This is a genomic window from Jejuibacter sp. L23 (genome assembly GCF_050815825.1).
Taxonomy (GTDB): Bacteria; Pseudomonadota; Gammaproteobacteria; order Enterobacterales; family Enterobacteriaceae; genus Jejubacter; species Jejubacter calystegiae.
Window position 1 is genome coordinate 655,640 of record NZ_CP138199.1, and the last position, 24,050, is coordinate 679,689.

At 44.0% G+C, this 24,050-nt stretch carries 19 protein-coding genes and 1 pseudogene; 3 read left to right on the plus strand and 17 right to left on the minus strand.

The genetic code is table 11. The features are described 5' to 3' along the window. Positions 1-12: 12 nt before the first annotated feature. Positions 13-537, minus strand: a complete 525-nt coding sequence (locus SCU88_RS03060) for a hypothetical protein (RefSeq protein ID WP_001037948.1) — start codon at positions 535-537, stop codon at positions 13-15. 319 nt (positions 538-856) lie between these two features. Beyond that, entirely contained in the window at positions 857-1,621 is a 765-nt protein-coding gene (locus SCU88_RS03065; RefSeq protein WP_175341504.1) for a hypothetical protein, read from the minus strand. Between the two features lie 1,456 nt (positions 1,622-3,077). On the opposite strand from SCU88_RS03065, the gene SCU88_RS03070 reads away from it, so the two are divergent. After that, positions 3,078-3,776 (plus strand): DNA-binding protein, encoded by a 699-nt coding sequence (locus SCU88_RS03070; protein WP_175341503.1) that lies wholly within the window; start codon positions 3,078-3,080, stop codon positions 3,774-3,776. 31 nt (positions 3,777-3,807) lie between these two features. On the opposite strand, the gene SCU88_RS03075 is transcribed toward SCU88_RS03070, so the two are convergent. The 7 genes from SCU88_RS03075 to SCU88_RS03105 all read right to left on the minus strand — a co-directional run bounded on the left by SCU88_RS03075 (position 3,808) and on the right by SCU88_RS03105 (position 6,496). Further along, positions 3,808-4,047: a DNA-binding protein gene (locus SCU88_RS03075; protein WP_014639269.1), complete on the minus strand. Its 240-nt coding sequence runs from the start codon at positions 4,045-4,047 to the stop codon at positions 3,808-3,810. Between the two features lie 69 nt (positions 4,048-4,116). Continuing rightward, the gene (locus SCU88_RS03080) at positions 4,117-4,467 is read right to left on the minus strand and encodes a hypothetical protein (protein WP_000658726.1); all 351 of its coding nucleotides are present in this window, start codon (positions 4,465-4,467) and stop codon (positions 4,117-4,119) included. 39 nt (positions 4,468-4,506) lie between these two features. Continuing rightward, positions 4,507-4,743: a hypothetical protein gene (locus SCU88_RS03085; RefSeq protein WP_000182398.1), complete on the minus strand. Its 237-nt coding sequence runs from the start codon at positions 4,741-4,743 to the stop codon at positions 4,507-4,509. 52 nt (positions 4,744-4,795) lie between these two features. Next, positions 4,796-5,092: a hypothetical protein gene (locus SCU88_RS03090; RefSeq protein WP_109183688.1), complete on the minus strand. Its 297-nt coding sequence runs from the start codon at positions 5,090-5,092 to the stop codon at positions 4,796-4,798. 79 nt (positions 5,093-5,171) lie between these two features. Further along, a complete protein-coding gene (locus SCU88_RS03095; RefSeq protein ID WP_001090932.1) occupies positions 5,172-5,486 on the minus strand; it encodes a hypothetical protein in 315 nt (104 codons plus the stop codon). A 183-nt stretch (positions 5,487-5,669) separates the two neighbouring features. Next, positions 5,670-5,873 carry a helix-turn-helix transcriptional regulator gene (locus SCU88_RS03100; RefSeq protein WP_021536027.1) on the minus strand — a complete coding sequence of 68 codons (204 nt, stop codon included), beginning with the start codon at positions 5,871-5,873 and terminating at the stop codon, positions 5,670-5,672. A 293-nt stretch (positions 5,874-6,166) separates the two neighbouring features. Continuing rightward, positions 6,167-6,496 (minus strand): NIPSNAP family protein, encoded by a 330-nt coding sequence (locus SCU88_RS03105; RefSeq protein WP_048264310.1) that lies wholly within the window; start codon positions 6,494-6,496, stop codon positions 6,167-6,169. 545 nt (positions 6,497-7,041) lie between these two features. Here SCU88_RS03105 and SCU88_RS03110 point away from each other — a divergent pair. Next, positions 7,042-7,401 (plus strand): type II toxin-antitoxin system RelE/ParE family toxin, encoded by a 360-nt coding sequence (locus tag SCU88_RS03110; RefSeq protein ID WP_175341502.1) that lies wholly within the window; start codon positions 7,042-7,044, stop codon positions 7,399-7,401. Continuing rightward, positions 7,385-7,708, plus strand: coding sequence for a helix-turn-helix domain-containing protein (locus SCU88_RS03115; protein WP_175341501.1), 324 nt, complete (start codon positions 7,385-7,387; stop codon positions 7,706-7,708). The genes SCU88_RS03110 and SCU88_RS03115 overlap by 17 nt, the downstream gene beginning before the upstream one ends. A 41-nt stretch (positions 7,709-7,749) precedes the next feature. Here SCU88_RS03115 and SCU88_RS03120 read toward each other — a convergent pair. The 8 genes and pseudogenes from SCU88_RS03120 to SCU88_RS03155 form a co-directional block, all read right to left on the minus strand. Then, positions 7,750-8,957 (minus strand): annotated as a pseudogene (locus SCU88_RS03120) (IS256 family transposase). Between the two features lie 173 nt (positions 8,958-9,130). After that, positions 9,131-10,222, minus strand: coding sequence for a hypothetical protein (locus SCU88_RS03125; RefSeq protein WP_175340429.1), 1,092 nt, complete (start codon positions 10,220-10,222; stop codon positions 9,131-9,133). Positions 10,223-10,260: 38 nt separating this feature from the next. Continuing rightward, positions 10,261-12,345, minus strand: a complete 2,085-nt coding sequence (gene brxL, locus SCU88_RS03130) for a protease Lon-related BREX system protein BrxL (RefSeq protein ID WP_175340428.1) — start codon at positions 12,343-12,345, stop codon at positions 10,261-10,263. Between the two features lie 10 nt (positions 12,346-12,355). Next, entirely contained in the window at positions 12,356-14,953 is a 2,598-nt protein-coding gene (gene pglZ / locus SCU88_RS03135; protein ID WP_175340427.1) for a BREX-1 system phosphatase PglZ type A, read from the minus strand. Between the two features lie 190 nt (positions 14,954-15,143). Then, entirely contained in the window at positions 15,144-18,773 is a 3,630-nt protein-coding gene (gene pglX, locus SCU88_RS03140) for a BREX-1 system adenine-specific DNA-methyltransferase PglX (protein ID WP_175340426.1), read from the minus strand. Between the two features lie 44 nt (positions 18,774-18,817). Next, positions 18,818-22,459, minus strand: coding sequence for a BREX system P-loop protein BrxC (gene brxC / locus SCU88_RS03145; protein ID WP_175340425.1), 3,642 nt, complete (start codon positions 22,457-22,459; stop codon positions 18,818-18,820). Between the two features lie 11 nt (positions 22,460-22,470). Next, positions 22,471-23,073, minus strand: a complete 603-nt coding sequence (locus tag SCU88_RS03150) for a DUF1788 domain-containing protein (protein ID WP_014837242.1) — start codon at positions 23,071-23,073, stop codon at positions 22,471-22,473. Further along, complete coding sequence (locus SCU88_RS03155; protein WP_175340442.1) at positions 23,070-23,672, minus strand: BrxA family protein; 603 nt, start codon at positions 23,670-23,672, stop codon at positions 23,070-23,072. The genes SCU88_RS03150 and SCU88_RS03155 overlap by 4 nt, the downstream gene beginning before the upstream one ends. Positions 23,673-24,050 lie beyond the last annotated feature (378 nt).

Below are 24,050 nucleotides of genomic sequence, written 5' to 3' on the forward strand. Positions count from 1 at the left end.
TTCCTTTGCCTCTTACTTCATTGAATTACTGATGCTGCTCCAGACATCGGTTCCATTGACGGTTGCTCCCGATCCTGATGAAGAGCCAGTTCCTGTAGAAACACTTCCATTTGCGATATTCCCAATCACGGGCATATCAATAGAAATACTCTCGGATATACTTCCGGTCAGTTGACTGACTTTTTCTCTCGCAATCGAACAGGCTTTACTTATTGCTGCTTCCTTCGTTTTTTTAATTATTGAATCCACAGATGGCAGGCTGATGCCGAGGTTTCCGGTGGGCCACGCGTCCGTACAGCCAATAGTCTCAAGCGACTGATTGATGTTATCCATGAAATTCTTCGCTACCGGCTCTAACTGAGCCGCATCCTGCTTCATTGCGTTATATTGCGCTTGTTTTAATGATGAGCTGACATCCGGGCTACAGACTGCTGCGTTAGCTGTGGTTGCTGAAATTAATATTGTTGCGGGAAGGATTATTTTGAAAATGCGGACACAGACATTTGTTCGCCATTTGTTTTTATTAAGTTTATTCATTTGATACTCCTTTGATTTATTACATTTTATTCACCATATTTCTTCTTCTGATTAAATAAAAATACAATGCCTTATTAATATATATTAAATAAAATGGAATTAATCAAGAGAACGATAATTTAATTTGACAATGACTTTATTTTTGATTACTGTTTAATAGTAAATAAATGATTACTCCGAAAAATTTATTACAATACTCTGAAGAGGCCAGATTATCTGGCTTCTTTTAATTTAATAGGGATTTCACCTTCCACATCCCAACGTTTAAAATATGAATATATGTGTATAAAAAGTTCAGAGAAGTCGCGTTAATGGATTACTAAATATTATCCCAATCTAACGGTTCTTCTGGTGGCACAAGACTTGTGTTCTCTACAGAAGGGATTCCATTTATACTTTCACTCTTCGCTAACCCTTGAGACTTTTTAGCCTGCAATCTTGCGATTAACAAATCTATGTCATCTTGGTTATTAACTTCTTGTATAACTGTTTCAATTGACCTGTTTTTATTTTTAAGTGTGCTATTGTCGCCGCCATTGACGACTATGCTTTCGGGTTGTTCTTCCATTGCTTCTTTCTTTTTTATAATCTCTGAAACAAAGCGAGCACGATCACCATTGAAGACAATAGCAGGGTTTATGAAATACCAGTTTTTCTCATTGGTTTTAGCAATAATACGTTTTTCGATAAGTTCTTTGATCCCTCTGTAAAAGATAGATTCAGACAAGACAAAGTGATCTATCTTTTCCGCAAGAGACATTGCCTTTTTACAGCTCAGGTAGAAATGATCTTTGCCTATCGCATCCTGATATATTCGTAAAAATATGAAAAACACTTTGTATGCTGTTTTCGTGAGATCAAAGTATGCTTTTATCTGAGAGGTATAGAGTTTAATGAACTCTTCTTTATCGACCTCTTGCGTATGCACGATATTGGCGAAGTAGCTTTTACCTGTATCTTTCTTTTCGATAAATTCTGTGCCTCTTGAAACGGTCAGATTTTTCTTTCGTGTTTCAATCTTTAGCTCTGTCTCAAAGCAAAAAGGATTTAATCCTAAATCTAAGTCAACGTCTATTTCATTCATTTCATTATTACCTCTTGTTATTTTATTTATAATAAATTAAATACCATGCACAAAAAAGATATCAAGTTTTTTGCATATTTTTTTGCGAAAATATTTTCAAAATCGCAACTATTCCAGTGACGATACTTTAAAGCACTGTCGTTTTTAAGCTAAAAATGACATAGAAACTGACTGCAAAGTCAGGAAAGCTCACCGTGCAGTCAGGAATACTGACTATAGAGTCAGGAACACTGACTGTACGGTCAGTCGTATATTTTCGTTCTAAGCCTTATGCCGTAAGGGCTACAGGCAGGTTTTTTCTTAATTTAATTTTGCAAGAAGTAAGAGATAATACTTAATAGGATTAAAGGAAACCGGGCGATTTTTATAATCGCCATACAGGGTTTCAATATTTTAAATGATTAGTTTTTTTGAGTGCAATATTTATTTTTATTGCGAAGCATTTCTTTCTATTTCACTAACATCTTTTTTTTGAAAATCACCACCATCTATGAGCTGAAGCTCATGTGCTGACGCACGGCTACGCCCTAACTCTGAAATATGTATTTTTATCTTGATGAGGTGTCTTATTAATATTGATAGTAAAAAGAGGAAAGATCTTTTCCAGATCATTTCATCATAAAAAACAAAATTGATCCTATGTTTGAACATAGCATTACCGCAATAACATATAGCATTTTCCCTTAAACGAATAGGAAAATTATATTTTCAGTAGCAGCACTTAGTGATTGTTCAAGACAATCACATTGCTGGAACAGGGTTCATCCCTGTCAATGATGGATTTATCCATAAAGAATTGCGGCGATAGCCGCTATGAAATAAAGGAGAAACAATTTCATCTGTACTCATATATAAGCAGTGCTTAGTGATTGTTTAAAACAATCACTTCGCTGTAATAACATTATAGTAAAAATAAAATAGGTAGCACAAGGTGCCATTTTCATAAGGCAAAAATGAGTTTCATAGCAAAACGTTTCTGGACAGATCAATTAAGAAATATTTCAATACAATTCATCCTTCATTGCTGAAAACCTCCAACGCCATTCATAAAACAGCAGGTGCCATTCAACAGGCACACATTCCCTTTTACTATATTAAACTTATTACTATATTACAGCTGTTATTTCTCATATAAAACAACATATTACAGAAAAAAGGTTATAGGTTCCTATAACTATGGTTATCGATATCTATAACTCGGATTATAGTTTACTATAACCATAATTAGCAAAAACTATAACTATAGTCCGCACTGAAACTAATCTTTAAAACTGGCGAGCATTCCACTCTCAATAAACTTATTCCAGTCACGAATCAATAACGGCTTCAATTTATCCTGTTCTGTGGATGGTTTTCCACTATATTAAAACTTTTTCCACTTATTTTTGACTTTGTTATTGACCATAGTGTTTAATCTGTTATGTATTAATAAAAACAATAACAAAAGGAAAATACAATGACACAAATAGATTTTCAATCTCTTAGCAGTTTATCCCCCTTTCAGCTAACGCAGTATATTGATGATCATCTTTTCACTAATGAACAGAAAGTGCAGATATTCGAACATTATCACAGCACACATAAAGACACTACCAATATCTATTCGAGAAAAGAAAACATTAAATCTATTAAAAAAGATGTTGATTATGTCCATATGTTCACAAAAAACTTCCAGCAACTCGCAGAACTTGATATTTCCAAGAATGAGTTGAAGGTTATCGCAAGGATTTTAAACATCATGGAGTTTGGAAACTGCTTTCATATATCGCAAGCAAAGCTATGCCGCGACTTAGATATTAAAAAATCAAATATGTCTCTTGTCTTTAAAACGCTCAAAAAGAAAGAGATCATTATTGATAAAGATGGAGATCTCTTTATGAACTCCAACATATTTCTTAAGGGACAAGCGCATTCTATCAATGCCAAACAACGCCCTAATGTTAAAAAGGCACAGGGATTTAACGCTAATAATGAACCAGTATTTGATAATGTTTATACATTTAATCAAACAAATGATTCTGACAATCAACTTACAGAGGGAACGACTACATCTGAGCCACCAAAAACATCTGATAGCTGTTCTAACAAAGAAACAGATCCAGCACTGACGCTGCAGTATCCTAAAACAGAAGAGCCAGCTTATGATGATGTTTAATATATAAGCGAAGAAGCAACATAGTGACTGGCTACTGCCAGTCAATGAGATCCTCTGGTGATATCCTATCCTTCTCCATCAATTTGAGGATCTTTTTCATTTTTAACTTACGTGCCTTTTTCTCACCAATCTCCTGATAGTATTCTTCCCGCCGTTCCGCTACTACCTTGCGGAACTTCTTCAAGAGTTTGTTCAATGTCTTTATATCAGTGGTAGCCGCTTCAGCTTGGATTTTTCTATACATATACATAACGTGGAATTCATCAATCATATTAAACCTCTTAGTTTTATCATTCATGTGATTTCCCTCTTTCGAGGGAATACTCATTACATCTAAATATCAAATAACTGTCATTTTTAGCTTCCAGTAAATCGGATCTTCATTTTCATCCTGATTTATATTTTTTGAAACAAGTTCAATGATGTGTTCTTGATGCCAATACAAGATTGTGGCTTTTAAATCTCTTCTATTGATATCAGATACATCATTTTTGACAGAGTATTTCTTCATCTCACGAGCAATCAAAACGTCATATGTGATGCCTGAAAGGAAACCATCATTCAAAATATCTATTGCTGTTTCAGGATGTTTTTCATAAATACCATATATCTCATCACAGTATCCTTGTAAGATGTTAGCAACAAGTTCGTTTTTTGTTTCCTCATAACTATTCAATATAATCTCTTTCATCTTTAATCCTTTTATTTTGTTAATGGTTAGTAAAAATAATTAGTTGTTATAACCGATATTGATGATAACGGAGCCATATTCCAAATCTAACTCATCAACTAAATCGTTATTGACATGTCTATTTAAAGCATCAATCAAGTTCTTATCCCCTATCATTTCTTCTACTGAATACCCACTTAGAGCAACAAATACATCAAAGCTTTCTTGAATAGTATTCATTACGTTAGGAGTTCCTTCGCACAGCATACTTACTACTACAGATATTTTATTTGTCATTTATATTTTCCTTTATTACTAATCTTAGCCCCTTGCGGGGCAAAATGGATTCTTATTTTCTGAAGCTGTCTGAATATCTAACCAACATAGCAGCAACCATTTCAAAGTTAACCTGATTAATATCACCGTTATTACCCTCTTGGGCAGTGAATATTTCAAAGTTGTTCTGAATGTGGTCAATCACATGGATAATAAATGGACTCATAAAATCCGGGTCATCTAGATAATCATTAGCATCCCCATCGCCATTAACTTCCATGAACATATTCCAGCTTGTGGCAAATGATCTACATGCAAGGTCATAGAACAGTTCAGTTGATTTATTAATACCTATCTTCTCTTTAAACATATTTATATCCTCATAGTTAAATGCTTATTTAATTCATTGTGTTTTTTATTAGCCCCTTCCGGGGCCGAATACGCGGTTATTAGCTCATACTAAAAAGTAATGCTTGAGTATGTACATATCTCATTTCATGCATAACTTTATCCATATCAACATAAATCAGTCTTTCTCTTTTACCTGCCTCTTCCATATGTTTATCAAAGCGCTTTTCCAGATATTCTTTAACATGCAAAAGATATGATTCAGTTCTATTACTATCTAACATTATGGCTTCCAATACCTCATACTCTTCCTGCTCTTTATATATACGTATTCCTGTGATATAAAGATTCTTCGCCATAGCAGTAAAAACTTTAGTTGATGAGTCCTTAATGTTATTTAGTTCTTCAGTATTCATATAGTTACTCCTTATTTTTTAAATGTATAACTCCCTGCATTTGCATGCATTATTTGAGAGCAGTTTATATTTTTTGTTTTATGCTGATACTAAGTTCGATTGTTTTTACATATGACCTCCCACGTTTATATTTTTTAGTTAATAGACTAACTGGTTGTACCGAAACCATTATGATTTTGTTTTTTATGCTACTTTATTACGTGATAAAGAAATCCTTTCTTCAATCCACTTATCAATATCACTTTCTAAGAATGCTATTGCTCTTTCACCAAGTTTTACTTGGGCCGGGAATTCATTACGACTAATCAGGCGATAAATCCAAGCTTTACAAAGGCCCGTTCTATTTAATACTTCAGGTAAACGGATAAATCTTTTTCTTTCGTTCATATATTTCCTCGTCGTTGTTTTGATGAGGTTATTATTCGAATATCGCTTATGATAATCAACACCTGTTTTTTCGGAATTATTGCGTAAATGAGTGTTTTTTGTACAGATTAGAAAGGAATAGTTTGAATGCTGTTACAAGACGGGGCTTAGAGGGTTTTGGCAAAAAGTGCTATTTTTAGAAGCAGGAACGAGATTTTTAAAATGTACCTATTTATCAATGAATTATGTTAATTCAGTTTAAATTCTGTACTGCGGAGGATACCCACTTAACAGCGCATCCCCCTTTGCTCGCTTTATCTCAATCCATCAATGCCGCTTTGTGGTAGTGATAGAACTGATTTTAAACTGAGTTCAATTCGACTGATGATTGCTTCTCGTGGGCCACTGCGCCAACCCGCACTTGCGTAGAAATCCTCAAGAACGCTTTTCATCTGTTCTTCGCTGTCAAAAGCACGTATGAGGTAGTAGCTGTCAGCATCATGGAGAGAGTTTCCGTACGCAACCACATCAATACCGTTCCGGGCATGGAGTGGAACACTTACCTCACGCATGATCTGATGAAACTCCTCACCAGAACCTTTTTTCAGGGTGTATTGTAGTATTTCGATGATCCTATCCTTCATACCTTCTCCATTAATGAGCATGAGAAATTGTTTCAGTGACGCTAACGCGTTCAATTGGTTTAGGGAAGAAGGGCTGTTAGTTTTAGTCCAGTTATGGGGCTAGGGAGCAGAAGCAACGTTTAAGGTAAGAGGGGACAATAATTGAGACGCCATTTCTATCTAATATTACTTTAGCTTCCTTACACGGAATGCCAGAGTTGTTCTTGCCAATAACCCGTTAAGAGATTTAAGCTGTAGGTATACTAATGAGTTATCACGCTGTTCGATAATCACTGAACGGGACTGTTGGTATGTTTGTTGGTACTGAAAATTGTCTTTTAAATTTTATTACTTTTTAACATAGGGTTATATGCGATGTTCGAGTCCGGCCTTCGGCATATCAGATTGAAATTTAAGTAAAATATCTATTCTTTCCCGAATTTATCACCTCATAAGCTGAGTGTTTCAAGACATTCCCGGCCTGCCTCTATGCGCTTTGCATCCGATACCAAACAAGAGTAGTCTGGCACCAGGTGCTATACTTTAGCTTACAGGATGTGGGCCTGATGCGCGTATTCAAAACTAAATGGTTCAGCAAGGCGGCTAAATCTCACGCCATCAGGAATGGTGAGTTATGCCAGGCTATAGAGGCTGTGGTACAGGGGAAAGCTGATAATCTTGGTGGTGGGGTCTACAAGAAGCGCCTGAACCGGAATCGCGATCGCGCCATTATCCTGGCGAAAGGTGGAGAACACTGGTTTTATACGTTCCTGTATGCCAAACAGGATATGGCAAACATCGATCAACGCGAACTGGCTGCATTTCGTGAGTTGGCGAAGCACTACGCTGGCCTGGTTGATGAAAAGATAACGGCACTGATTAAGAGTAAAGAACTGGTGGAGATTTGCCATGACCGCAAAAAGTAAATTCAAAAGTCCTGCATTTGAGGCCATCCACAGCGCAGCTTCTGGATTATTCAGCGTCGATGCTATCCCGCAGGAAACCATGCGCAACTTTGATAAAGCGTGCCTCAGCAATGTGGATGAGCTTCAACCCATTGAAATTAAGGCGTTGCGCGAGAAGCTAAACGTCAGTCAGCCGGTTTTTGCCAGTTATCTGAACACCAGTGTGTCAACGGTGCAGAAATGGGAAAGTGGTGCAAAGCGTCCTGGAGGGTTGGCGCTGAAACTGCTTACCGTGGTGCAAAAGCATGGGTTGAAAGTGTTGGTTTGAGTCAGTGAGCCTGTCAGTAATTCTGTGTAACTGCCAATGTATTAAAGGTGATCGCTCAGGCGGTCACCGAACGCAATAATAAAACGACTCATTGCCAGCCGCCAGTTCTGGATCGGCATACTCCATTTTTTCGACGCATCCTTGATCGCCAGATAAATAACCTTCCGCACCGAGTCATCTGTCGGGAACACTTTGCGTTTCTTAATCGCGGCACGGATCACGCTATTCAGTGATTCTATCGCGTTCGTGGTGTAGATAGCCTTACGGATATCCGGCGGGTAGCCGAAAAACGTGTTCAGATTTTCCCAGTGCGTACGCCAGCTTTTGCTGATTTGCGGATATTTATCGTCCCATTCGCCCGCGAACGCATCCAGCGCCATCAGCGCCGCCTCTTCGGTCGGGGCCTGATAAACTCTTTTAGCCCGCTGGTGACGGCTTTGTAGTCCTTCCAGGATACGTATTTCAGGCTGTTACGCACCATATGGATGATGCACAACTGGATGTGAGTCTGCGGATAGACGCTGTTTATCGCATCCGGGAAGCCCTTCAGACCATCCACACAGGCAATCAGGATGTCCTGAAGACCCCGGTTTTTCAGCTCCGTCAGCACGCTTAGCCAGAACTTTGCTCCTTCATTTTCGGCCAGCCACATGCCCAGTAACTCTTTCTGGCCTTCAGTATTGCTCCCCAGCGCCAGGAAAACAGCTTTGTTTATCACACTGCCATTCTGGCGAACTTTAACAACAATACAGTCCATATAAACAATGGGATACAGCGCATCCAGTTGCCGGTTTTGCCACTCAGTGACCTGCTCTTTTACGGCGTCCGTGACTTTAGATATCAGCGTGGGTGACACATCGGCGTCGTACATCTCTTTGAAGGTGGCGACGATTTCGCGGGTAGTCATGCCTTTGGCGTAGAGGGATAAAATCTGGCTGTCCATCTGCGTAATGCGCGTCTGGTGTTTCTTAATCAGCTGTGGTTCGAAGGTGTTTTCGCGGTCACGCGGCGTGTTCAGTTCGATCTCGCCGTCATCGCATAACACCGTTTTTGACGAGTAGCCATTGCGGGTGTTTGAGCCTGTTTTGGGCGCATTTTTCTCATGCCCGAGGTGGTCAGTCAGCTCCGCATTGAGCGCCGTTTCGACGGTAAGCTTCGTCAACATGCGGGAAAAAGCATTGAGATCGGCTTCGGTTTTGAGGCCTTTAGCCAGTTCAGCCGCAAGGGCTTTGAGTTTCTTTTCGTCCATAAATGCCTGTCTCCGTTACTGGAGTGAACATACCAAAAACAGGCAATTACACAATTTTAATTACAGTCTCTGCATGCATAGAGCTATGATTCGGCCAAGATATAGCTATACTAATTAACTGGGCGCTTAAAGCCAAGAATGAACTGAAACATATTATTTCGATACTGACAACTTTATCTATCTCTTGTTAAGAAAAAAATCTGTAAATCATTTTCGATTTTCTGTACAGCCAAATCAATCAACTTAGTAATATTCGGATTTGATTCCTTTTTTGATTGTTTCCGGAATAAAAGAACAGATTCTGAAATGCTATCGACAATTTTCCAGTATTGAAATGCAGTCATCTCATTTTCTCTACAGACACTCAATGCCTTCATTGTCGAATCCTCATAGTAAATATGATGAATATCTTGTGAGATATAATATAATTTTTTATCGTTTGTTCCAACCCAATGCTCAGTCTCAAACTTTACACCATTTAAAGTGATGAAAGAGCCTATATCTTCTGAAAAGTTAGCTCCGGTTAGCCAGTGTAAGTCCATCGCGGCATCAAATGCATACCACCGACATTTATCAAGATTACTTCCGTTCTTATAAAAATTCTCTTTTATATATTTTCGACGCGTATGTATACTCATTGATAACTGGTTGATGGTGTTTGAATCAAGATCCCAAAAAGCATATTTTGCGATTTCCAAATCATATGCACTAATCATATCAATGAAGCTTATCATGCTATAAATATATACTTCGAATCTTTTTTCAGGCGTGAGATGAGCATAGTTTAGTTTTATATTTTGAATTTGTAGCATTGATATATAGTGGAGGCCATATACCGTTCTTGCTTCATCTGATAGTTCCTGGAAATGAATTTTCTTTTCTTTCGCATCAGGGGAGTAATCCCTGAAAGTCGCCTCAGGATCGTCAATATGACCCGGCCAGAATCTGTGGCAAAAATTCTGATATGCAGCCATTGATTTCTCAACCCATATATCTGGCATTTCATTAACACCAATTGCGGTTAAACATACATTTCCTGATTGTAATAAATCCACCAACGGTAATAATCCAACGCGTTGTACATCTTCCAAAGTAGATGTCGATGATAATTCCTCCATTCTTTGTAAAGAACAATTATCCAAATTTATCTGAACAACTTTTTTATGCTTCAAACATTGCAAAGCATAAGCTGGAGTCAATATCTTGTTATTTTCATATATAGATGGACAAGGCCTTATGAATTTAATTTCAGAGCGTTTTTCCATATGTATCCTCTCCATATTTTTGAAAAATAGTTATAATTCTAATTTACACCCAAGGCCTTATATACTGCGTCCACAGGCTCTGAGTAAAAACTGACCTGGAATTTGGTAAACAACTCGGCTGGCACCGTCGGGATATCTACCGCGGAAGACATCGGCAGAAGGACCTTTTTCGCGCCGCTATCGAAAGCAAGTTGTAAGCTAGCTGCCAGATCCTGAACAGGGTTGATTACTCCACCGAGCGTCATGCTACCTAACACGACCATTTGTTCCTGAACGGGTTTCGCCAGTAAAACGGAACACAGGGCAATAAGTGCCGCAAGGCTGGTAGAAGTACTTGGTCCGGTATTGTGCAATTCGACTACATGCAGGTGGTACTCATGTTCAGAAAATTTCGCTGTTGCGCTAACGCGGTTGAGGTTGCCTTTGAAATAGTCAAATCCAACCCGGATAGCTTCCTTAGCAGAGGTACTTGATCCCAGACCAGAAACGCTATGCTTACCATTACCAGCGGTCATCTGAGTTTCAAAGCGATACAGACCCGTCATGCCACTTTCCGCTTGCGTAACCAAATGCACAACGCCTGGCTTTGGCATGCCAGCAGGAATTAATTCGCTGCCGCCCTGTTCTGGCACGCTGACGAAGAATTCTTCCAGCGTCTCGTTATCGATGTAGCTGAAATTCACATCGAAGAACTCCAGACCGCCCAGCTTTTTAAGCTGTTCTTTGACTCGACGACGGGCTTCCATGGCGTAGGTCAGGCAAACACGGACGTCCTCTTTGCTGTAACAGCCATTGGGATGAAGAAGTTTCAATAGACCAGAAACCGTGCGCCTTACCGCGATAACATCTCGCTGGTTGAGGTTATTACCCAGCTTATAGAACTTATCAATCGCATCGGAGAAGCTGTGTTTGCGCATTTCCCGCATGTATTCGGCGAGATAATCTGTGATAAGGCCGTAGCGGTTGGTAAAGAATTCCGGGCGCATTTTCGGGATTTCCCAGCCGGGTATATAGGCATGGAAGCGGTCGAAAAACGCCGTGTCGATCATTGCGGCAGGGAAGGGGGCTAACAGATGGCTGGTTTTGATTAACGTCTCAACGCTCTGATTGATGTTGCCGACGAACACCATCGATGCTTTGCCTTCAATCGAATCTCTGCCGCGTGAAAACGAGCCAGACGCCATGTAATCCTTCATGATTTGCACGCCGTCTTTGTCTTTGAAAGTGATCCCTGCCACTTCATCAAACGCGACCACATCCCACATACCGACCAGGCCAATCTGGCGGCTGGCCATGTTGTAAAACAGGTTTGCTACCGTGGTTTGTCCGCCGGAAACTAGCAGCGAGTTTGGCGAACATTCTTTATAGACGTGGCTTTTACCGGTACCGCGTGGGCCCAGTTCGCAGACGTTATAGTTATTTTCCACGAAAGGGATCATGCGGGTGATCAGGTGCCACTTGGTTCGCTGCTCAATGTTAGCAGGTTCCATACCCACGGAACGTAGCAGGACATCAATCCACTGGTCGCGGTTGAAGTGCGTACGTGCGGTAAATACCTCTTCCATGTCCATATTGGGCATCTGGATAGGTTTAAGCGTCATCAGAGAGAAGGGGGACGTTTTCTGTCCTTCCTCAAAGAAGTAGTTCACGGTGATCATGCACCAGATGCCACCGGTCAACAGCTTCTCGTTGTCCTTGACCATCTGCGGCGGCACCAGTGCATCTTTAATGCCGAGGTTGGAGAGCTGGGCTTCGTAAACGTCTTTCTTCTGATTGAGCTTTACCGATACTTTATCAATGATCTTGTAGGATCCTCGCTCACGAATGAGCGATTTCACCTTCTCTGCTTCATCAGGGCGGACGTAGTTATCAGCCAGAATACGCTTAACGTTCTGCAAGCCTTGTTCGACGATCTGGTCATCGTCGGAAGCGCAGTACATACCGAGCAGATACTCCAGCACATAGACCGGGACGTTAGCCCCTTCCTTGAGCTGCTTGGTCAGATCTTTACGCACTACCCGACCACGAAAATGCTGATTCAGTAAGGCGTCCAGATCGTAACCTTCTGCGACGAGTTCCCCTTCGGAGACGGCTGGAACGGGTAAGTCATGATGGGTTTGCATATCGCCTCACTTAAAAGAAATCATCCTGAAATGCCAAGTCGATAATCACAGGGTACTTCTGGTAACCCGTTTCCGTTTGTGCATCTTCCAGTATCAGCCAGTACTCATTACGGCGATTGAAATTCGCGCCAATCAGCTTCAGCGTAACGTCACGCACGCGTTTTTCCATTGTGTTGTTATCGCTGTCAAAGCAGATTCGCTCTTTACCGGATACCACATTATTGGCGTTGTCGACGATGAAGATATTCAGGGTACGCGGTTCGTATAACTCACCTACCGGATGGGTTTGCAGCAGGCTGACTTTATCAATGTTATTGACGAGTTTGATCAGCGGATGGTAGTTCACGATGTCTACCGGACGACGCTGAGGTTGCTTTTCTGCAGCGGTTTTCTGCAGCGCTTTCACCTGCAATACGGGAACACAGACTTCCTGTAGCATGGCACCGCCATGCACAAACCGCGCTCCACCTGAGAAATGAAAGCGCTGGATCCCTTTCGGAATCAGAAACTCGCTGTTATCGCTCACGCCTGCGGTATCCGCCACTTTTCCTTTCCAACAAAAATCATCGGCAGGAAGCTGGTGGCCGATAATAAAGCGTTTGTGGTTTTTAATCGTATTGTCTGGCTTGATCTGCAGCGTGGTTTTATCTTGCCCGGAAAGGGGCTGCTGCTGGAACAGGAAACCGTGGTCCGCCGTGACGATAATGCGTGTACCGTGGAGACGGTTTATCACCCGTGTCACTAAATCCTTCAGTTCAACCACCGCGTTACGGCACGCTTCGAAGGTTTTCTCCTCCGTAGATGCGCTGTCACCCATGGCATCAATGGTGTTATGCCAGATATAAACGACTTCGTAATCGCGAATAAGATCCCGTCCTTCCTGATTTTTCCATTTCAGAAGATCGTCCGATTTTACTGCCATCCCTTTATATTTCTTAAGAATGGCATCGCGGTTAGGCGTACCTGAGGTAGACAACCCGTCCGCATAAACGATGTCACCATTACCCGGTTGGTAGCATATCTCGTCATGTGGCAGCAATGCCGCCATTCCCAACTGGGTATAGCTGGGTAATACGCCCAACTGGGAACGCAGTTCGGCAGTAAAGCGTTTCTCAGTATTGATTTGATTGCCCAGCTCTTCTGCCACTTCATAACGCAGCGCGTCGGAGATAATCACGAACACACGCTTGATTTGTGGATTATTAAACTGCGGCTTAACCACCTCATTGTAGAAGTTCTGCTGCCGTGGAACGCCCGCAATACGCCACTCCTGCATACGGTTTTCGGCTTCCAGAACCTTATTCCAGCTTCGGCTTAATTCTGCCAGATACCAGTTGGAATACAGCGCTTCGATATAGTCATCCAGGCTTTTCAGGATCATTGCGCCTTTGCTGTGAACCAACAGCGCGTATTCGTTAAACAGGCGGTAGGCCTGGTCAAAGCGGAACAGCTCTTCGCAGTACGCTTTCCAGAACGTTGCGCTGTCCTGATAGTGGAAACCATCAATATGACGATTGCGCAGATTCAGCAGCCGCTCAGCCTGACGAAGTGCATCATAAATAGCGTAGTATTCCTGACGCGTCTGGCACCAGTATTTGCTCTGGCGTTCAGACAGAAGCTTTTTGAAGGCTTCACGGTCAAGTGTGGTGCTCTCTTCCAGAAGCTGCGTCACCAGCGCATGAATAATGGTCTGTTCAATGCTCAGTGTGGTTTCGCACTCGTGCAGATCATATGGCGAGCTGAGACGGTACTGGTCTTCTGGTCGCAGCGCATCCTGCATCTGCTGTGCACAATAATCATAGGCTTCTTTGTAGCGACGGTCGGCACGCCAGGTGACCATAAAGGCCAGTGCGGAGGCTCTGCCTGACGGCGTGGTCAGCACGTTTTTTTCCAGCCATTCGCGTTTCTGCGGATCAGCCTGCGCGGAGAGATCGGTACAGAACAGTTTGAGGATCAGGTTTTCCAGGGTCGGATGTTCGGCCTGATAGCCCATTTCCTGATTCAGAATGTCCCACAGCACGCCATCCAGATCGTGGCGTTTCAGCATCGCCAGCGTGTTTTCCAGGTCGCTGTCGTCATCTTTTTGCTGATTAACGTATTGGGTAATCAGGCTGAACAGAATCTCTTCCGTTTTTGCTGTTTTCACGCCAGCGATGACCGCAACCATCTTCTTATCAAGGGAGGCTTCGTTTTCCTGCTCAGTCACCAGGCCTTTTAAGACAGCAAGACGTTTAGTGCTGAAAAATGCCTTCCGGCGTTGAATGTGCTCGCGTAGGCCAAGCTGCGGAATGCCTAACGTATTCAGCGTGATGGCGGCGAAATCGGCATGGAACTCCGTACTATAAAGACGAATATCCAGCAGCCAGTCGAACTCTTTGGGAGGCACATCGTGGGGGAACCACAGCAAAAACTGCTGTTCAGGCTCATCAATTTCAATGCGCTTTTTAACCGCCAGCTGCGACTGGTCGGTCATATCGAGTAGCGTGATGTTCTCCAGTTCGAGATTACCCAGCTCTTCGAGGAAACGCTTATCGGGATCGTGCCAGAAAACGATGCGATGTTCGGCGAATTTTGCTTTAAGGCCGGCAATAAATTCCTGATTTTGCAAGGTCACAATCCCATGTTGATTCTGTATATTCGAAGATGCCTGAACGCCTGGAAACCGTGTTTCGCATTCTGACATAAAGCCGCATTTTATCATGAACTGGAGGTGACGGATGCCTGAATAAGGCCGGTTTCCCGTATCGAGATCGCCACCGGGCTAAAGCCCGGTGGTGTGGGAAGGTATGCTATCTGACTTAAATCACCTCAGGCGCATTGCCGGTAATGGCTTTCACATCCGCCAGCAGATCGCCAAACTTACCGTAGTTAACCTTAACGCCGTCGTCGAGATCAATACTGATTCTCATATCAGCATAGTGACGCAGGCGATCGTCGAAGCTGCGCAGCTCATTGAATTTTTTGCTCAGATTGTCGCGATCGCGCTTCAGACGTGTGGCTTCGCCGCCGGAGGCACCATCGACCTGTTCGTTCAGGCGATCGATATTGGCCTGGTAGCGTGCCAGCAGCGGCACCACATATTCAGTACGCATTCTCGCCAGCGTCGCGTCGTTGTAGCGATGCAGATAAACCAGGCACTCAAACGCTTTCTCTTTGCCGGAGCTGAACAGCCAGTAGATTGGGCGCTTTTTATACATCTTCATATGATCTTTCCAGAACTGAGTGGAAAGATAGCGGCGGATGGTATCCAGTGCAGATTCGCCTTTTTTGGGTTTTATCGCGTATAAACACAGACTTTCGGCGATAAATTCGAGGTTTTCCTGCAAGTGTTCTTCGCCCCAGACGGTGCGAACAAACTCTTTGACGCGAGAGGTGACGTCGTCGTCAAACCACTCGTCATCCATCAGCGGCAGGATGCCGTCTTTATCGGCCGGGAAGGTTTTGTAGGCGCCTTCAGCGACAAGTTCGGCAAAGCCTTTATTGCCTTCATGAGCGTAGACCAGGCCTTTGCGATTAATGGAGTAACGACCTGCCATACATCCGATGGTATAACTTAATAAATTTTGGAAAGAGTCTGATCTGAATCTATTTTTTTTATCACTTCTTCCATTATATATATATTCAGGGTTTGAGAATAGAGTTACTTCATTAATTAGGGTGTTGGAATATTTATCTTCAGTTAGTTTAAAATGAGACATTACATTACTATTGTTGTTTTTTTCTAAAAGGAAGGCTCTTAATGTAATTGTTTCACAGGTTTTTTGGAACTTAGTATAACTATCAGCTATTTTCCCCATGTGATGACTTACAATAGGGGACCCTAAATGATCGATAGATATTTCTTGATAATCCCAGTCTAACTTGTGAATTTCAATGAGTTCATTAATTATTTTTTCATTCCCTATCTCTGAAACCGGAAGTGATTTAATTGATAAAGGTGATGAGTTTATAGTTGGGCTGAGAATTTCAAGAAGGTACTGAGTAGCTTTGGAGTTTAATACTCCTAGTAGGTTAATTAAGACTTCATCATCACAAAATATTGCAAGGCCTGCAGTGTTGAAAGAGCATCCACTGGGATAAAAGCGAAAGCTTGTCAAGGATGATGTTATTTTACTCCAACCAATCATAGGTTTATAAAAATCATTGATACCATCTGATCTAAATCCTTTATTTAATTTCATTTCTGAAAGATGAGTGGTTCCATCTTTTAAAACGGACTCTAGATTCCCATACCATTTTCTAAAATCACCGCCTTTATTGTGAAGTGAATAACGTTTGGGCAATTTTTCATTGCTGTTCTTAATTAAGTCATATGATACTTCATACCAGTATAAAATAAATTTTTCATTATCACCTGTGGTTATTCCACTTTTTACAGCTGATATCTCCTCAACTGAAGTGTTATCTGTGAATGTTTTTAATAGCTCAGAAGATGCCCAATAGCCGAAGCAAGTTCTTGGTATATTGTGGAATTGTTCGCAAGATAGAATGTTATGCCTATCGTTTAGTACTGGGAAAGTGACTGGGATGCCAAGTGCATTTATTTCACTTGAGTGAATACAATAAAATTTTGTTTTTTTATTTTTTATTTTTATTTTTGAGGTGACAAAGGCGACAGTTCCAAAATTAATTCCTAAAGGAGTTTTCCCTTTTCCTTCATATGGCATGTGGATAAGCGAAAGTAGTGTATTGTTGATTAATAATGATTCTCTTAAACTTTCATAAGAGGAGAGGAACATCCATGATTCCATTACGATCATAGCATTTAAGCCATGTGATTTTATTTTATTATCTGCATTTTCCATAAAAATGGTACATAAATCGTATTTGCTATTCGGGTAAATGTTATGAATAATGTTTTTAAGATCATTATTCATAGCATTACTACCCATATACGGCGGATTTGCCACCACCGCATCATACCGCTGCGCCAATATCCACGCCTGCTGAATATACGGAATAAACGCTTTCGCTGCCGTTTTCTGTTGGAAATCCCCTTCCTGCTCCAGGCGATACAGCGCATCGAGAAACGCCTTCAGTTCCGCTTCTTCTTCCTGCGGCACCTGAATCAACGAGCCCAGCGTTTTGGCGTTTACAAAGCGCTTCAGCGTGCGCATCAGCAGCTGATATTCTGCACTGTCGGTATGCGCTAATGCGGCATTTTCGGCAAACATATCTCCCACGCTACCGGTCTGGTTCTGCTGGTGTAAGTTCAGTTGTTGCCACAGCTTAGCAATATCCAGATGCAGGCTCTCCTGAAGGGAGACAATATTCAGGCGCACGTCGCGGGTGAATATCCGGCGGTCATCCTGTCGGGCCATCATTAATAAGGCAAAACCGGAAAGCTGGGCAGCGCGGTCGTCGATATCGAGACCAAAAATATTATTTTCCAGAATCAGCTGTGGAATATCACGGGCGCGATAGCCGCGCTCTTCGTAGATATTTTTCAGCACGTTATAGGCTTCAATCAAAATATGCCCGGAGCCGCAGGCCGGGTCGAGCACCTTGATGCTTTCCGGTTCAATGCTGGCAGGCGTAATGGCCGCCAGCTGCGCCTGCACTTCCGGCGTTTGTTCGGCGGGCTCTATGTAATAGTCCATTTTGCCTTTCAGCGGCGATTCTGGGTAGGTCTGCAACCACTGGCGGCCGACGGAGTTTTGCACCAGATACTGTACAATCCAGTTTGGGGTAAACAGCTGGGTGGCGGCAGGAATATCTTCGCTCTTTACCACCTTGCCAATAACGGCATCTTTTTTCTCAGAAATATAGAACTGATACAGCCAGCCGATAACTTCAACGTCTTCCCAGTCTTCAGGCGGAATGCCGTCCACCAGACCGCGTAGAATAGAGTCAGTACGGGTCAGGTTATCCGGCAGCAGCAGCTCGGCTTCATCATCAACCACTTCAAACAGGAACGGCATCGCGCGGTGCAGGGCGTGACACTGGGCCAGCAGCAGTTCACGGTAGATGGCTTCGTCCTGGTTACCGGACAGCTTCATTTCGACCAGTTGCGCCTTTTTCTCCGGCAGTAGCGCTTCCGCCACTTCCGGCACATGGTCCAGCACTTCAAAGCCGGTTGGATTATCCGGGTGCGAGAGCATGCGGAAACCGTGGTCAAGATAGCCGTGGATTTCCATATAGCGAATGGCGCACAGGCGGTTGAACCAGGTGTAGGCACAGTGCTCAACCAGCACGTCAAAGCCCTGCTCGCGGGCGCGTTTTACCAGACGATCGCGGCGGACGGGGGTGGATTTTGGGTAGTCGAACTGACCATAGCGCACGGTCTCGCCAACGATCTCGGCATCTGCAATTTGCAAAGTACCTTTTTTATCGACGGAAATCCCCAGCGTGGTTAGCTTCTGGATCACTGCATCGCGGAACTGGTTACGGGCCTGTGGCGCATATTTTTTGATGTTATTGGTATTCATAGAAAATCCTGCAAAGGGCAGCAGAGCGCTGCCCTGAAATGGGGTTACTGAAGACGAATCCGGTCACCTGCCTCAATGGCTGCCAGCAGCGCAGCACGAAGTGTATCCAGCGCTTTTTCAACCTGCTCAGCGGTTTCCAGCACTTCACCACCGGTGGCTTTGCGCATCTCGCTGGCGACATTCACCAGATGCGTTTTTTTCGGTACCGGCTGGATTACGGGCTTTTCTACCACAACATAGGTCTGTTGTGATTCTGCAGCGCGTGTGGCTTCATTCGCTGCTCGTAGCTGGGCTTCCTGCTTTTTACGCAGCTCGTCGATCCACTGGTTAATCTTCTTCTCTGCATCCGTTTGTAGCGCTTTCGTCTCCTGCTGTTCCGCCAGAATTTCCGGAATCGAATGGCTGACCTCAGCGCGCTTTCTGGCTTTTTGCATCGGCAGCAGAATGCTGTTTTGCAGCTCTGATGTGGCATGCGCTTCCTGCAAACGTTGACGACTCTCTTCGATGCGGGCGTCAATACGTTCCAGGGCGCGCTGGCGGTGCTGTTCAACTAACTGATGGTTAACGTTCTGAACCTGTTCAATCAGCGGCGTGATGCGATTGAGATGCTTGTAAGGCTCCGGCATCTGCCAGATGTTTTCCAGCTCACCTAACGCTTTTACCGCCACGGCGTCTTTTTCCAGTGCGCTGCGGTTGGATTTAAAGCTGCCATTCAGCGCAGCCCCCAGCTTTTGCCAGGTGGAGAACTGCTTGCGGTAGAAATCGACCAAATCTTCGCGATCTTCGCTGAAATCCAGCAATTCATTGGCCTGGGTGGTGACCTTCTCAATCAGGGCAAACTCTTCTTTTTCGCTAAGAATGGAATTCAGCAGGCGCAGACCTGACTCAATCTCATTTTTGCCTGGATTGTTTCCACCTTCCGCTTTCGCTCTGAAGACATTTAGCTCTTGCTTCCAGTCGTCGAAGACCTGACGGATATGTTCAACCAGGGCAGGTTCTTCACGTTCGCTAAACGGCCGTTGGGCAATATCCGCCATAAGTTGTGCGGCTTTGCGAATTTGCGATTCGTCGTGACGACGAATTTTGTGCAGACGCAGCTCGCTGTGGCGACGGCTGTTATTAAACAGCTCCCACACCTGTTTACGCTCGATATTGTTATTCTGCTGGCTAAAGCTGAATTTGCCTTTGCGCGCCAGACGGGCAACCAGCAGCTTCACTTCTTCTTCCGGCCATCCATAAGGACGACGGGCAAAGTGGTTGAGAGCATCGCGTAAGTAGACCGGCTTATTGTACTCGATGTTCATGCTGACCCAGGTTTCCACTTCGCGCATCGCGTCGGGATTGGATTCCTTTAGTTCGCCCAGATCCAGCTCCGCATCATTCTCCACCGTAAGTAGCGCATGGATTTCACGCGCGATATCGCCGTTGAACGGACGCAGCATTTTTAGCTTGGCAAACGTGTTTTCAATCACATAGCGGCAGGCTTCATCCACGATGCTGGATGGCGTCGAAGATTTCTTCGGTAAGCGCTCGCCAATCGCCCAGATGTCCGCTTCGGCAATAAGCGACTCCAGCTGGACGCGCAACATTTTCTCGCGAACGCTGTTCTCGCGGGCTTTTTCTGAAAGCAGGCTGGCCTGTTCCGGGCGTTGTCCGGCGTTGTCCTTGAGGAATTTTTCGGTCTGGACAACTAAATCAATATCAGTCCAGGTGCGCCCCTCATCAGGCAGGCGAATCAAAATACAGCCATCGCCTTCTGAAGTATAAGGACGACACGCTGCATCGCTGTTATAGAACGTATAGCTCGGATCTTTTGGCGTGAGGATTTTCACTACCAGATCGTTAAGCATCGCGCCGTCCAACGGGTGCCCGTTCAGGAAGCGGCTGATGTCGAAGTCCTGCTTATTTGCCGGATAGCGATATTTGCGGTTTTTCAGAATGTCATCAAAGATGATCGACGCCAGTTTTTTGTTGATCGCAGAGAAGTCGACTTCAACATTGCGGATCTCGTTCTCGATCTCTTTTTCTTCGTTGGTCAGGAACACGTATTTGTCTTCGACACGTGCAATCAACATTTCCCGTTCCAGCTTGTTCAGGCTTGTTTCAACGCGACGGCGCAGATCGACTTTATCAGCATCGATTTTATCAATGGAAAGGGTGACCAGATTATCGAGTGTACTTTTCAGCACATCGACATAGCGGATCAGAAACAGCGTTTTCAATAAGTTGCCATCGAACTCATCAAGAATGCCATTCTGACATGCCTGAGTGATGGTGCGGCTGACGGCCGGTTCCAGGAAGCTCTCAATCGCGGCATAAAAACGCCAGAACGGCACCAGAGAATCCAGACCTTGCGGGGCGATTTGCTGCGCCGCAGTCTGGAATGCTTCTAACTGCGAGCGTTCACCCATGGCTAACTGTTTACCGGCGGCACCTTTGGTCCGAATAGACTCAAAAACCTTCTGCAGAATTTGGTAGTGCCACGGGACAAACGGATAGTTATCAATAAATTCTTCTTCGCTGGTGTAGGGGCGCAAAGAAGCGGTGGTTGTAGGATCAAAGGCAAGCTGGTTGCGCAGAATGTCGCCTTTTTCCTGCCAGACTTTCGCCAGCGCGGGTTTTGCAGCATCGGTTTTCACCAGCAAACGTTTTTGGATAACTTCGGATGTGTTGGAGCTTGAAAGCTGCAGGCGAGTTGAAAAGCGGCCCTGGATTTTAGAGAAATCTTGTCCATCCCGGCTGCTCATTCCACCAATGGCCGCATTAATATCCGCCTGGGAGGTAACAATAACCCATGCGCGTCCACCGCAGGTCACACCCAGGTTTTCAGTGATAGTCTGCAGCTTCAACATCATCTGCGTATTTTTACCGATGAACTGGCCAACCTCATCCACCATAAAGAGGATGTTTTTGCCGTTTTCATCCAGCCACTCTTTGACCCACTGGCAAAAATTATTGATATCTAATGGGAAGTTCTTATCCAGCTGTTCCACCCATTGACGCGAGGCGTCAACGCTTTGGCCGGTGGCCTGGCTTAGGGCTTCTGCCATTTCATCGCTGATGAAATAGTAGGAATCGCGCTCTTTTTCCCAACTTGACTCAGTGATAGTGGCGAATGCAGTTTTAAACGCTTCGTATTGTCCGCGTTTAGCCAGCTCACGCTCCAGATGGGCGATGTGCGGAAAATCAGCGCAGTAGCCAACCCGTTCGTTAAACACCTTCAGGAAGACTTTAAGGATGGCGTCTTCTTTGTCATCGACGTTAGCACGAGAATCAATATTGAACAGAATCACTTCCGTCGGATGATGGACCGCTTTGTTGATATCAGCGAGGAACAGAGCATCTTTGATTTTGTCTTCAAAGAAGGCGTAGGCATTACGTTCTGTACCGTTATGGCTGACTTTGCGGTTAGACAATAGATACGACAGAATCTTGATAAAGTGTGATTTACCTGAGCCAAAGAACCCTGAAACCCATACGCCAATTTTGTTTTCCATGCGTATGCGCTCCGGACCGGTTGCCGGAACATAAGATTCGAAGAAATGGCGAAGATGTCCTTCCAGTTCCCGGGTGATGACGTATTCATCAAGCTCAATCCAGGCACTGGCATCGTCCGTCTGTTCGGCTTTCACAACGCCATTGATATTTCGGTCCAGACGTTTCTCAAAGATCTGTTCAATATTCATTGCTGTGCTCTTTAACGAGGATTCAATGTCGCCGCAGGCCCGCTTTCGGGTACCAGCCTGAAGGCGCGATAATAATTTCGGGAATCAATGCCCGCCAATGGGGAGAGATCGTGTCCGCTATAGGTTCCTGGATAAAACATCAACAGAGGGGTAAAACCCATCACGTCCTGCAAGGCGCTCATCAGCTCATGGCCACGAACCAGCGGCCAGGCATTACCCATGCCTGTCAGGATGACAAATTCTTGATTCTGAAGATCGACTTTTTTTGCTATGTAATCCGCGATCTTTTTCTGATTCAATAAGCCAACGAGTTGTTTTTTCAGCGCTTCGGTACCGACTTTCACTTCCTGCTGACAGACGCGCTCAAATAGCCCACGTTCGGTGAGCATGTCGATAATGATCTGAAAGATGTTGAGGTGCGCGAACTTGTGGTCCTTTTCCAGATTACGGAAAAGATACTTCAGGTGTTCACGTACCTGCAGCTCATTCTGAGCAGGATAATCAAAAATCCAGAACCCAATCTCATTACCTGAGCCGTTGTTTTTGAGAAAGCGCTCTTCGCTAATGCGGCTCTGAACCTGTGACAGGCGGTATTCAAGCACGGGATCGATCACCGTTGCCCCTCCAGAATAGAAACCAATTCCTGTCGCCCGAGGCGCTGCAAGATCGCCTGAGTTTCTGGTAAAAGAAAGACTGACTGGAGATTACGTCGGCGTGGCGTATCCAGATAACCCGCCTCAGCCAGTGCTTTAACCAGGTTGTTACCCATTTTTTTGATGGATGAATCTGAGTAACTAGTGAGTACGGGCTGCTGATGAAGATGGCTGGCCACAAACTCATCCCAGCTATCCATAGGAAGCTTTTCTTTAAACTGTCTACGCAGGTCGTTCACCACTTCAGCCAGGAAGTCTTTAACAACCGGTGAATGGAGTACCAGAGCGACAAACAGTAATTGCTGACGCTCGCGTTCGCTCCCTTGTGCAATAAGTGACCACGCCGCGTTATCAAGCGTATTCAGGCGTAGTCTTATTGTTGTGGCATAGCGCTTTGCTGTATTGGCAGAGGAGGCTTGGAGAATGTTATGACCCACGATCTGCTCTTGCCAGGTCTGTTCATCGGGATTGGTAAGCATGAGCTCAGCGATGATACGACTTTCCCTGCTCATCAGTGGCCCGCCTAGCAGGTCTCCAATCCATGCCTTGTCGTTTTTCATCGTCATATCTACCCTCTGAAGACTGCTATGTAGCTCGCAAAAAAACAAACGATGATTGTAATGGGGGAAGGGGCCGGATGCCATGAGAAAAGGCAATTTGTGAGGGGGTAACAATTACGGATCCTGGGGCAGGGTCAGTCCAAAGTCTCCCAACCCCATAGAGGCAATCAATTACTTCCGACTATAAACTTTTAGTCTACGAATTAAAAAGAGCGTTAACCATGCTAGTGCAACGGATACCACGACAATTGCGATTATCAATGAGTCAAGGGAAGAACTCATCAGGTGGAAAGGATTTGCGATTTTTCCCAGGAAAAGAAGGTATTTTTCAGGGAGATAGCGGAATACGATCTCAGGTATAAGGATGAGGTAAAACAG

Bases quoted from the DNA above. Each gene is read 5' to 3' on its own strand.
- SCU88_RS03060 (WP_001037948.1), bottom strand. From the start codon at position 537: ATGAATAAACTTAATAAAAACAAATGGCGAACAAATGTCTGTGTCCGC.
- SCU88_RS03065 (WP_175341504.1), bottom strand. From the start codon at position 1,621: ATGAATGAAATAGACGTTGACTTAGATTTAGGATTAAATCCTTTTTGC.
- SCU88_RS03070 (WP_175341503.1), top strand. From the start codon at position 3,078: ATGACACAAATAGATTTTCAATCTCTTAGCAGTTTATCCCCCTTTCAG.
- SCU88_RS03075 (WP_014639269.1), bottom strand. From the start codon at position 4,047: ATGATTGATGAATTCCACGTTATGTATATGTATAGAAAAATCCAAGCT.
- SCU88_RS03080 (WP_000658726.1), bottom strand. From the start codon at position 4,467: ATGAAAGAGATTATATTGAATAGTTATGAGGAAACAAAAAACGAACTT.
- SCU88_RS03085 (WP_000182398.1), bottom strand. From the start codon at position 4,743: ATGACAAATAAAATATCTGTAGTAGTAAGTATGCTGTGCGAAGGAACT.
- SCU88_RS03090 (WP_109183688.1), bottom strand. From the start codon at position 5,092: ATGTTTAAAGAGAAGATAGGTATTAATAAATCAACTGAACTGTTCTAT.
- SCU88_RS03095 (WP_001090932.1), bottom strand. From the start codon at position 5,486: ATGAATACTGAAGAACTAAATAACATTAAGGACTCATCAACTAAAGTT.
- SCU88_RS03100 (WP_021536027.1), bottom strand. From the start codon at position 5,873: ATGAACGAAAGAAAAAGATTTATCCGTTTACCTGAAGTATTAAATAGA.
- SCU88_RS03105 (WP_048264310.1), bottom strand. From the start codon at position 6,496: ATGAAGGATAGGATCATCGAAATACTACAATACACCCTGAAAAAAGGT.
- SCU88_RS03110 (WP_175341502.1), top strand. From the start codon at position 7,042: ATGCGCGTATTCAAAACTAAATGGTTCAGCAAGGCGGCTAAATCTCAC.
- SCU88_RS03115 (WP_175341501.1), top strand. From the start codon at position 7,385: ATGACCGCAAAAAGTAAATTCAAAAGTCCTGCATTTGAGGCCATCCAC.
- SCU88_RS03125 (WP_175340429.1), bottom strand. From the start codon at position 10,222: ATGGAAAAACGCTCTGAAATTAAATTCATAAGGCCTTGTCCATCTATA.
- brxL (WP_175340428.1), bottom strand. From the start codon at position 12,345: ATGCAAACCCATCATGACTTACCCGTTCCAGCCGTCTCCGAAGGGGAA.
- pglX (WP_175340426.1), bottom strand. From the start codon at position 18,773: ATGAATACCAATAACATCAAAAAATATGCGCCACAGGCCCGTAACCAG.
- brxC (WP_175340425.1), bottom strand. From the start codon at position 22,459: ATGAATATTGAACAGATCTTTGAGAAACGTCTGGACCGAAATATCAAT.
- SCU88_RS03155 (WP_175340442.1), bottom strand. From the start codon at position 23,672: ATGAAAAACGACAAGGCATGGATTGGAGACCTGCTAGGCGGGCCACTG.